This window comes from Cytobacillus sp. OWB-43, from assembly GCF_034651445.1.
GTDB lineage: Bacteria > Bacillota > Bacilli > Bacillales > Cytobacillaceae > Cytobacillus > Cytobacillus kochii.
In genome coordinates this window covers 1-11,611 of the sequence record NZ_JAYEFF010000003.1, presented here as the reverse complement: position 1 = coordinate 11,611, position 11,611 = coordinate 1, and the positions used below count along the sequence as shown (strand labels likewise).

The 11,611-nt window shown below is 36.9% G+C and carries 10 protein-coding genes; 3 read left to right on the top strand and 7 right to left on the bottom strand.

The genetic code is table 11. The annotated features are described in order from the left end of the window. Positions 1-90: 90 nt before the first annotated feature. The 4 genes from U9M49_RS12680 to U9M49_RS12665 are packed head-to-tail and all read right to left on the bottom strand — an operon-like array spanning position 91 to position 4,146. Positions 91-1,161, bottom strand: coding sequence for a zinc-dependent alcohol dehydrogenase (locus U9M49_RS12680; RefSeq protein ID WP_322909922.1), 1,071 nt, complete (start codon positions 1,159-1,161; stop codon positions 91-93). A 21-nt stretch (positions 1,162-1,182) separates the two neighbouring features. Further along, a complete protein-coding gene (locus tag U9M49_RS12675; protein WP_322909921.1) occupies positions 1,183-1,860 on the bottom strand; it encodes a cyclase family protein in 678 nt (225 codons plus the stop codon). A 15-nt stretch (positions 1,861-1,875) separates the two neighbouring features. Next, positions 1,876-3,207, bottom strand: coding sequence for a short-chain fatty acid transporter (locus tag U9M49_RS12670; protein ID WP_307319066.1), 1,332 nt, complete (start codon positions 3,205-3,207; stop codon positions 1,876-1,878). Then, entirely contained in the window at positions 3,208-4,146 is a 939-nt protein-coding gene (locus U9M49_RS12665) for a 3-hydroxyacyl-CoA dehydrogenase NAD-binding domain-containing protein (protein ID WP_322909920.1), read from the bottom strand. It lies immediately after the preceding gene. A 326-nt stretch (positions 4,147-4,472) separates the two neighbouring features. Here U9M49_RS12665 and U9M49_RS12660 point away from each other — a divergent pair, with 326 nt between their 5' ends. Continuing rightward, entirely contained in the window at positions 4,473-4,820 is a 348-nt protein-coding gene (locus U9M49_RS12660; RefSeq protein WP_095370442.1) for a DUF3870 domain-containing protein, read from the top strand. Between the two features lie 142 nt (positions 4,821-4,962). Here the strand turns inward: U9M49_RS12660 and U9M49_RS12655 are convergent, their stop codons facing one another. Next, a complete protein-coding gene (locus U9M49_RS12655) occupies positions 4,963-5,628 on the bottom strand; it encodes a YczE/YyaS/YitT family protein (RefSeq protein WP_322909919.1) in 666 nt (221 codons plus the stop codon). Between the two features lie 131 nt (positions 5,629-5,759). Here U9M49_RS12655 and U9M49_RS12650 point away from each other — a divergent pair, with 131 nt between their 5' ends. Next, a complete protein-coding gene (locus tag U9M49_RS12650) occupies positions 5,760-6,644 on the top strand; it encodes a LysR family transcriptional regulator (protein ID WP_095370444.1) in 885 nt (294 codons plus the stop codon). 232 nt (positions 6,645-6,876) lie between these two features. Here the strand turns inward: U9M49_RS12650 and U9M49_RS12645 are convergent, their stop codons facing one another. Both U9M49_RS12645 and codB read right to left on the bottom strand, forming a co-directional pair. Next, on the bottom strand, positions 6,877-8,148 hold the full coding sequence (locus tag U9M49_RS12645) for a cytosine deaminase (RefSeq protein WP_322909918.1): 1,272 nt from the start codon (positions 8,146-8,148) through the stop codon (positions 6,877-6,879). Then, entirely contained in the window at positions 8,117-9,394 is a 1,278-nt protein-coding gene (gene codB / locus U9M49_RS12640; protein WP_307319080.1) for a cytosine permease, read from the bottom strand. Before codB ends, U9M49_RS12645 begins: the two co-directional genes overlap by 32 nt. Before the next feature lie 722 nt (positions 9,395-10,116). On the opposite strand from codB, the gene sstT reads away from it, so the two are divergent. Continuing rightward, positions 10,117-11,337, top strand: a complete 1,221-nt coding sequence (gene sstT / locus U9M49_RS12635) for a serine/threonine transporter SstT (protein WP_095370447.1) — start codon at positions 10,117-10,119, stop codon at positions 11,335-11,337. The last annotated feature ends 274 nt before the right edge of the window (positions 11,338-11,611 follow it).

Genomic DNA, 11,611 nt, shown 5'->3' with positions numbered 1-11,611 from the left:
AATTCCTAATGAAATAATCACTAACTCAAAAAAAAAACGAACAACCCAAGTTTAGAGATTGTTCGTTTGCATTTGCCATCTTATATAAGCTCATTCTCCTGATGGCTTTAATATTACCTTTACCGCTTCTTTTCTTATGCCTGCATTAAATCCTGCTTCTGCCTCTTCCAAAGCATACGTATGTGTAATAAGTTTTTCATATGGATACTTTCCTGATGCTGCCATGGCAATCGCACGCTTCATCGTTTGTTCTGTCACTCCATATATTCCTTTTATATCAATCTCACCACGTACAATTTCACTAGTAGCTATGGTACTTTCTTGCGGGCTAATCCCAATAAGTAGGACTTCCCCACCTTTTTTGCATATTCTCACAGCATCTGTCAGCGAACCATTAAACCCACTCGTTTCAAAAACATGATCTACGCCATTTCCGTTCGTCTTATGAGCAATTGCCTCTAATAAGTTTTCATCATCAACATACACTATATCAGTAGCACCTAGCTCTAATGCTAATGCCAAACGGTCTTTGTCCTTTGTTAATCCAGTGACAATCAATTGTTTAAATCCATAGTTTGATAGGGAGGCAACCATTGATAATCCAATGGGTCCAGGTCCAATAACAACTGCTGTTTCACCCGGCAGAATGTTCGCCCTTTCAATTGCGCGCACACCAATTCCAATTGCTTCTAGCATACCTGCCACTTCAATAGTAACTTCCTCGGGAAGCGGGAGTACATTCCGATAATCGATAGAAGCATACTCTGCCATTCCACCATTTTCTCTAAAACCGTATCGTAATGATTCTGCCGGCACTTTACTCATGGAACCTTTGCCATGGTCACATAGATTCGTTTGCCCTTTCAAACAATTCTCACAATGACCACAAGGAATATACGGATTAATGACTACATCTTTTCCAATCAAATGAGCGTGATTCTTATGACCCACTTCCACTACCACTCCAGCAAATTCATGTCCTAGTGTGACAGGGGTAGATACCCATTCATACGCATTCATCCCTTCGTGCATATGAAGGTCACTTCCACAAATACTGGCAGCTAGCACTTGTACTAGTACATCATTCTCTTTTAAAGTAGGCAATTCTACATCTTTTATTTCAATACCTCGTGATCTATTAGTTTTTACTACTGCTTTCATAAAAAGCTCTCCTCCTTTCTTTTACCATTCTTCTATCGCTAAAGCTCTTATTGGTGAGCCCGTCATTCCTTTTAGGTTTAGTGGCGTTCCCATAAAATAAAAATGTTTCTTTGTTAACTTCTCTAGATTTACTACATTCTCAAAAATCATGATATTTCGGCCAAGTAACTCCATATGAACATTACGTTGCATATTTGTATTAATATCAGCATTAGGAAGATCAAGACCAATCGCTTTTACTTTTTGTTCCACTACCCAACTAGCAACAGAAGGATCTAATGATAAGCAGTCATGAAAACCTGCAGCATTCCATACTCCTGGCCAGCAGCGAAATAAAACGATATCATCCTTCTTCACTTTAAGATTGTCACGACGAACAACCTCTTCAACCAAATCTCTTGTTACAGGCTCATTTGCACTCTTTTGAGAAACATCTACCAACACTGCATTCCCCATTGTTGCCTCCACAGGGATTTGCTCAATTGTCCAACCATCTTTAAAGAAATGATAGGGAGCATCCATATGTGTGCCACTATGATCTGACATGATTATCGTTTTACTCGCATACCCTTCACACGGCGCTTGATATCGCGGTTTTGAAAAATCATGTGTAACATGATCCATAAATACCACCTTTGGGTGAGACGGGAAAGATACCAAACCGTCGTATAAAACAACAGATAAATCGACTACTTTCATTATTAGCTCCTCCTTTTATAGTAAGTAACCCCATATTAAACAAGCTGCAATATAAATAATTCCTACATAAAACATAATCATTACTAAATAACCCATTATATCTTTAAGCTTTAGTTTCGATAAAGCGAGCGCTGGTAAAATCCAGAAAGGTTGAATCACATCATTCCATGCATTACCAAGCATAACAGACATAGATGTTTGGCTAAGACTTGCACCTAACTCCTTCGCCGCATCAATCATAAATGGTCCTTGAACAACCCAGTGACCGCCGCCAGATGGAGCAAAGAAATTAATAAAGAAAGAACTAATAATTCCCCAGAATGGTAAACTTTCAGCAGTTGAAAAATTAACAAATATAGCAGCAATTGTATCAACTAGACCCGATGATGCCATAATCGCCATGATTCCTGCATAAAACGGAAATTGTAGAATGATTCCTGATATTGTACCAATTCCGCTATTTAAGCTTTGCGTATATTTCGCAGGTGTCCCTAGAAGAATAATTCCTAAGAAAAGGATAATAAAGTTAATAATATTAAGATTCATTGTGTTACCATCGATGAAATAGAAAAGGATATAAACTAAACCAATGATACCAATAGCATAACTAAGTAATCGGCTATTATTAATCTTTGAGGCAAAAGTATCATCGCCTAATATATTCACTGATGCTTCTTTTTTCTCTTCATATAATGCAGGATTTATCTCTCTTACATTCTCTTTATTCTTTGGGTGAAGAGCAGCATTCACAAGTGGCAAAGTAATTAATAAGACAACCGTTGTTATTACCATTGGTAAAGAGAAAATGGTTTCACTTAAACCGATTATGCCCATTGCCGCTTCCATTGGATGACCTGGTGTAGAAATGAGCACAGGAATACTAGCTGATAAACCTAAACCATAAAAGGTAAAACCGCTATATGCAGCTGCAATAATTAAGGGATAATGCACACCCTTTACATTCATTGCTAATTTACGGGCGATAATTCCTCCAATAACTAACCCAAATCCCCAGTTAAGATAGCTACCAATCGACCCAACTAAAGTGGCCACTATAATTGCACCCTTAGGTGTTTTTACTTTAGCCGCAATTTTATTTAATAACCTATCCGTTAGTGGTGCAGTTGCTAAAACATAACCCATAGCTAAAATAACAGCCATTTGTGTCGTAAACGCTAATAAATCCCAAAACCCATTTCCCCATGCTAGCACAAGTTCTTTTGGTGTTTGTCCCTCAATCAACATGGCTAGAATCATTGTTAAAATCGTTAATCCAATAGCAAATACAAATGCATCAGGTAAATACTTCCTCATTAAATTTGTGAAAAAGTTTGTCATTTTTTCCATCTAGTTCCCCTCCTTGTTGTCTCTATCTTTAAGCGCTTTCATTATTTGCAAAATTGCGTTATTCTTCTCTTCGACAATTGCTTGTACATTTCTATCTTGCCAATCATAAAAACCTTTCCCACTTTTTATACCTAGTTCTCCTGCTTCTACCTTTTTCACAAAAAATGGATCAGGATCTGTCCGATTTTCGAGATCTGGATATAAGTATGAAGCAATATGAAAATGAACATCTAGTCCATTTAAATCTCGTTGTTCAAGCGGTCCGCTAAATAATAACCGAGGCGCTAAACTATAACGAATAACTGTGTCAATGTCTTCTGCTGAAGCGACACCTGAAGCTAATAGTGAAATGGCCTCTCTTGCCATTGCATGTTGAATGCGATTGGCAATAAATCCTGGGATGTCTTTTTTAATCAGTACTGGCCTTTTGCCAACCTCTTTTAATAGTGACATCACTTTGTCTGCAACTGCTTCCGATGTTGCTTTTGCTTTTACCACTTCAACGAGTGGAATGACATGAGCTGGCATGAAAAAATGTGTACCCATCATCCTTTGAGGATAGGTTAGGCTTTCAGCTAAGCTATCAATAGACAACCCAGATGTGTTTGTTGCAATGATCGTCTCCTCCGCACAAAACCTCTCTATTTCCTGTAGCACCTGTTGTTTCAGGTCTCGTTTTTCCGGAACTGCTTCAATAATGAACTCAGCTGTTTTCACTTCACTCATTTCAACAGTCATAGAGACAGATGCCAACACACTTTTAACATCATCTGAATTGGAAAGAAGAGTAGAAAGTTGATATTCCATTCTCTCTTTTGCTAAATATAATGCTTCTTTATTCACATCCACTAACGTAACTTGATACCCATTTGTAGAAAACAATTGGGCAATCCCGATCCCCATTGTTCCTCCACCAATAACAGCGATTCTTTTAGTCACTCTAATAACTCCCCCCTCCAGCATTTATACGAATTACCTTAATTTAACAAAAACAAAAAACCTAGCTATCCCAGGAAAATAAGAAAATTACTCGACTCTTATCTCCTTGAAAAAGCTAGGTATCCTTAAGTGTTATGAAAGGTGAATTTCATCGTTAAGAAGACGCTTTTCTTCAGAAAGAATAATATATTCAAATCATTTTGATAGTATTATCATATTTTAAAAGATTTAGATAGTCAATGGAAAATTTTCAATTCTAAAAACCTTTGAAGTTATATGATAAAATAGAACTGTTTAGTAAACCGAAATAGAAGGGAGCCACTATCATGGCACAAAATGAACTTAGCTCCGTACTTGTTACTGCTTATGCCAAAGCTCCACAAGGAACAGCGATGTATGAAGTATACAAACACGCAGGTATTGTTCTCGAAATCAATTCTACTAACCATAAGATTATCAACGCAGAATTTACCTTTATAACTGGACTGACGCAAGATTTCTTTAAGAGATTAATGATTGGATTTGACATGAGTACCGACCTTCAAGGCCTTATCAACCGGATAGAAAAGCACTATTTCGCACCATCCACCACAGCAGTAATTGTTGCCTTAAAAGGAGCCCATAAAAGATATCATGAGAAATTAAAGCAATTGGAAGAGGGAGAATCAAATTGAGAACCGGTTATATTGCCGGTTTGGCTTTTATTCTCCTCCAACTAGATTAGCGTAAACAACAAAATATCTTTCTTAACTAAAAAATAACCAGCAAGGCATCCCCATCCCTCACTGGTTATAATGAATTATTTTATATTACCCCTTAGTTGATCTTACTTAATTCCTCTTGTGGCTTTGCCCACAACCATTCTTTTAACGGTACTTCGTATAATTTTGTCATCCAACCAAGGATCTTACCAATAAAATAAGCGGCTATAACTGTGCCAACCCCGATAGCTCCTAGTGAATGGACAAAGATGAGGCAAACAGCACCGGCGACACAGACATTCAATAAATCACTTGTAATTTTCGCCTTACTAAAAATCATCTTAAAACGCGCACTGATGGCATAGGTTAAGGCATCATAAGGCATAAGTGGTAACTTAGCATTAAAATAACCTAACAGGCCTACTGCCACTACAAATAAACTAATAAGCAAAAAGATAATTTTCATCCCAATTGTTTGTGGTGCTGGAAAAATTTGAACTAAAAGCAAAGTTAAATCCATAAATCCACCGAATAAGAACGAAATAACCAGTTGACCAACAACCTCTTTTACGATAAAAGATTTAGTCAAAATGCTTCCAACAATAATGAATAGAATATTCGCAGCGACAGTCATCATACCGATTTTCATACCAGTACTTAAACTTAACGCATAAGGTAATGATGATACTGGTGAAACTCCTAAATCCGCTTGAATAGAAAAACTAACGCCTAGTGATAAAAAAAATAAGCCTAGTACATAAAGAACTAGTCGTTTAGCCATAATTTGTTTCACCCGATTCTAAATTTGTTCAATGTTTCACTTACTCATTTTATCATCAGAACAAATATATAAAAAATATATATATGATAAACTAGTTATATTAAATTACATATGATGAAAGGGGAGAAATTATGGATATCAGACAGCTTCAATATTATAAAACAATCGTCGATCAAGGCAGTATTTCTAAAGCAGCAAAAGTTCTGCATATGGCGCAACCCCCTTTGAGCCAAGTTTTAAAGAAGCTAGAAACCGACTTAGGTTCTACCTTAATTCATCGTTACCGGGAAAAATGGGAGTTAACAGAGACAGGAATCATTTTGTACAAATATGCAACACAAATGTTAATGGAAATGCAAGTTGTAGAAGAACAAATACAAGAAATCGAACGAGGAGATGCTGGAACTGTCCGAATCGGGGTATCTTCTTCTTGCTCAAATCTGCTGCTTGATTATATCAGCTTGTATCGGAAGGAATTTCCTAATGTCAAGGTCAGTATTTTAAACGGTAATACCGAGGAATTATTGAAAAGACTCGACCAAAGAGAAATCGATATGGCTTTTCTATTAAGACCAATGAATAATGAGCAATACAAAATAAAAAGTTTGAACAAACGATCTTGTGTAGCAATTATTCCAAGTGAATGGGCAGATCAACTGTCTCCTGAAAGAACAACTTTTGAAGAAATGGTTTCCTTTCCTTTCATCTTGTTAGGAGCACTAGAGGGTTTGACTTTCACTGAAAATATTCTTAAGTCCTTTGAAGAAAGAAATATAACTCCAAATATCATTATTGAATGTAAAGATGTGATGATGGCCATCCAACTTGTCAGTAAAGGTCTTGGGATATCAATGATTCCGCAAATGGACAATTCTCCTCAACTATTTGAAAATATTGAAGTTCGAGCAATACAATCTTATGAATATCAAATGGAACCTGTTATTTTGCGCCTCAAAGAGAAACAAATGTCCAAAGCCTCTTGGCACTTTTGGGAAATGATTGACGGGGAAAGTTAAAGCACTATCAGCCGCTCTACCTGCGGTGGATCCAACAGAATACTGGCTGAGGTTGTGGAATGGTCTTAGTAGTTAATAATAGAAGGGTTAAACATCTAAAAACTAGATATTATTCATACCCTTTTACTAAAACCACTCCTCTTCCTTTTGCCGATAAATAATTTTGTGTGCTTCATTCAAAAATTCTTATAGAAAAAACCACAGATTTTCTCTGTGGTCATTATCTTGAAATTCATTTTTTAAAATTAACTTGCTCAACATGATCTCCAAATGTAATATTGGTTACTTGTGGCTTCGTTTCAGCTATCACTTTACCTCCGCGAATAGAATAAAGGATTGTCGCTTGTTTCCTAACGGCCTCATATTCATTTTCTGCTTCAAGGATAATAAAATTCGCCGGTTTACCTTTCTCAATACCATATTCATCCTCGATTTGTAATGTCTTTGCACTATTTTTCGTAATCAAATCGATTGAATTGACAATTTGTTCATAACCTAGCAACTGTGAAGCGTGAATACCCATATGAAGTACTTGTAACATATTTCCTGTTCCTAGAGGATACCAAGGGTCAAAAATATCATCATGACCAAAGCAAATATTAAGTCCAGCTTCTTGGATTTCTTTTACCCTAGTCAATCCCCTTCTTTTTGGATACGTATCAAATCTTCCTTGCAAATGAATGTTGACTAATGGGTTTGAAACAAAATTAATGTTAGACATCTTCAGTAAGCGGAATAGCTTATATGTGTAAGCATCATTATAAGAACCCATCGCTGTCGTATGACTTGCTGTTGTTCGTGTTCCTAAACCCCGCTCATACGCCTCTTTAGCAACAACCTCAACAAAACGTGACTGTTCATCATCTATTTCATCACAATGAATATCAATTAAACGATTGTATTTTTCGGCAAGGTCAAAAGCAATCTTCATCGACTCTACGCCATATTCTCTTGTAAATTCAAAGTGTGGAATACCACCAACGACATCGACACCCATTTTCAACGCTTCTTCCATCAGCTCTGCCCCACTTGGATACGATAAAATCCCTTCTTGCGGGAAAGCAACAAGCTGGATATTAACATAGTCTTTCATTTCTTCCTTTACTTCCAATAAAGCTTTAACAGCTGTTAAGGTTGTATCTGTGGTATCGACATGTGTGCGAACATGCTGAATCCCTTGGGCAATTTGCCATTTTAGCGCTTGCTTCGCCCTTGTTTTAACATCTTCTGGAGTTAAAAATGCTTTCCGCTCTGACCATCTTTGGATTCCCTCAAATAAAGTACCACTTCTATTCCATTCTGGCTCACCTGCTGTTAAAGTTGTATCCAGATGAATATGAGGTTCAATAAATGGAGGTAAAGTGAGCGCCCCATCAACATCAATTACTTGTTCACCATCTGGAACTTCAATTGTTTTTTGTGTAATCTCGTGAAAAACACCATCTTTAATAATTAATTGCCATAGCCCTTCTTTACCCCGTAATTTCGCGTTCTGTATGATCATTAGTTGTCATCTCCTTAGATTTTGATATTTTTGCTACAATGAAGGTTAAAACGATATAAATGATTGCTGTGCCAAACAATGCATTAAGAGGTGTGATGCCCGGCATAATTTGAGCAAAAGTAACCCCTAGTGCCCATGCTCCCATGGCCACCCAATTAATGACTTTAAATTTCGCTTGCTCAAATCCTTCATAGTTTCTACGTTTAATGAAGAAGTAATCGGCTATGATAATCGCACCGATAGATGGTACGGCAGCACTTAGGATATTTAAGAAACCAACGAAGTTATTGTACATCCACATAGCAAAGATGGTACCAACCAAACCATTTACGACAACAAATACTTTCTTGGAAATCTTCGTAATATTGGCAAAACCAAGCCCCGATGCATATAAGGCGTTATCATTCGTTGTCCAGATGTTAAGTCCTAATACAAGTACAGCTGGAATCATCAATCCCTGTAAAAACATGACTTCAGATATATCAGCTAAACCATATGCCATCGCACCGACTGCACCAAATAAAAACATAAGTGAATTTCCTAAGAAAAAGGCGATGACCGTCGCTGTTACGGCTTGCTTAGAAGTCCTAGCAAACCTTGCAAAGTCAGGTGTCAATGTTCCGCCGCTTATAAATGACCCTATGCAGATGGACAATGCTGCAGCAACTGTCATCGTTTGCGCAGGTGTATAATCCATTAAGCCTTCTAAGCCACCAAAAGCTGAAATTCCTTCTATAACTGAATAACCACCCAAGAGTGTGATTGCTGGTACTGCAATAAACCCTAAAATAACCAATGACTTCATCCCGTAGAGAGAAGTGATTGTCATCGCAATACCGAAACCAAAGATAAGTGCATACACATTCCAATCTAGCGCTGTTGCTACAGGAACAGCAAACATAGCCACACCAACACCAAACCAACCGACTTGCGTAAATCCTAGTAAAAAGGAAGGTAAATACGACCCTTTCTCTCCAAAAGCATATTTAGCTAAAAGATGTGTGGACAATCCTGTCTTGGCAGCAATATGTGCAAGAGCACCTGTATATATGCCTAATAGTAAATTCCCTAAGAGGACGATGATAATAAACTCACTAAAGCTGAGTCCTATACCAAGCTCGCCTCCTGCTAACATGCTTGCTGAGAAAAACGTGAACCCTAACATAACAAATAATGTCTTCCAGAAATTATTTCTCTGCGATTTTGGCACCGCTTGCCACGAAAACTCTTGATCGATTTTACTCATTTGTAAATCCCTCCATCAGTTTTCTGATACCAAAAAGCAGAAAAAAAAGAGACTAATCATCAGTTAGATCTGACAATTAGCCCCTAATTTCATTATCTGTATATGATTATATATAGTATTTCTCTCTAGAAAATACTATATCACTACAGAAATAATGATATCCGCTGCCCTTGCCAGCCTCTCTGGACTGAATTAAAGGTACCAGTATTTAATTGAGTTTATTATTGCAGATAATCAAGCTGCAGTCAATAGTATTTAATATATGAAATATTTTACAATAACATTCCATTCAATGGTATTTACCTGTGAAATATCTATATAATCAAAATGAAAAATAATAAAGCAGGAACTTACGTTTTTATAAACCTAGGTAAATTCAAATACCTTCGTCGCTGCTTTATAAATATATTAAATATGTAATAAAAAGGAAGGAAGACAATTAATCATTATGTAAAACGATCACAAAAAATCTCAAACTAGCGAACGGGAAGTAACATATCTTGCGAATGCCATCATTTACTATTTTTATTTTATATCTATTAAAGAAAGAGCAGCACATAGACTCTTTGAAGGAAAATCATCTATCAAAAATGAATATTTCGAAATAATTTCTTATTCCGTTAATGAACAATTCGTGATACACTTATTGAAAGATATTGTCCACGTGGACGCGACAACTGTACATTATATTAATATATTAAATTTGAATTTGGAGGAGCATCATGAAAAACTTCATACGTAAATGGAGCGAAATTAGTTTAGTAAAGCGTATTCTAGCTGGTCTGATTATTGGTATTATATTAGCTTTAGTTGTTCCACAAGCTAGTTGGATTTCTATATTTGGTTCTCTATTTGTCGGTGCTTTAAAAGCTGTTGCACCAATTTTAGTCTTATTTCTAGTTATAAACGCCATTGCTAGTCATAAAACAGGCCAACAAACGAATATGAAAATGATTATCTTTCTATATGCAATAGGAACATTTTCAGCTGGTGTCATCGCCGTAATTGCTAGCTTCATTTTCCCTGTAAGCCTTACACTCCAAACGGGAGCAGATGATGTAACACCACCTGGCGGGATTGTAGAAGTATTACAAACATTATTATTTAATATAGTAGATAATCCAGTTAACGCATTGATGAATGCGAATTATATTGGTATTTTAGCTTGGGCAATTGTATTAGGTATTGTTTTAAAATCAATTGCTGCAGATACAACCAAAACGGCATTAGCAAACATCTCAGACGCGATTACTACTATTGTTAAATGGGTAATTGAGTTAGCACCAATCGGTATTTTAGGTCTTGTTTTTGATGCGATTGCTTCTAATGGCCTTTCCGCATTAACAGAATATGGACAGCTTTTAATCTTGTTGCTTGGCTGTATGTTCTTTATTGCACTTGTAGTTAACCCATTGATCGTTTTCATTTTCACAAGAGAAAACCCTTATCCAATGGTTTTACAAACATTAAGAGAAAGTGCGATTACTGCATTCTTCACTAGAAGCTCTGCTGCTAATATCCCTGTAAACTTAAATCTTTGTAAAAAGATGGATTTAGATGAAGATACTTATTCTATCTCTATCCCACTAGGTGCTACAATTAATATGGCAGGAGCTGCTGTGACTATCTCCGTATTAACACTAGCCGCTGCCCATACTCTAGGTATTGAAGTAGATCTTTGGACAGCCATTATTTTAAGTGTCCTATCTGCTGTATCTGCTGCCGGTGCATCAGGTGTCGCTGGGGGCTCTCTATTATTAATTCCTCTAGCAGCTAGCTTGTTCGGGATTTCTAATGATGTAGCCATGCAGGTCGTTGCAGTTGGATTCATTATTGGAGTTCTACAAGACTCTTGTGAAACCGCATTGAACTCATCTTCTGATGTATTGTTTACTGCGACTGCAGAAAAGGCAAAAAAACGCAAACAAAATCACGTGGCATAAAGCATAGAGGTTGGGACATAAGTATATAGCTAATGATTTATCCGAATGATTAACATCTAATCATTCGGTTTTTTTCTGTGATTTGAACCCTTATATGAATAAGAATAGTGAAAGAAGCGGAAGACACTCGACTCCTGCAGGAAATAGAGGGAAAGCTGAGACCCCGCAGGCAATGTGAACTGCACCCCAATTGTTAGACACTATCTACAACTATTGGAGGTGCAGTTTTTTTGTCCAAATTTACTGCGGAAATGAAGCTACAAGCCGTGACTCG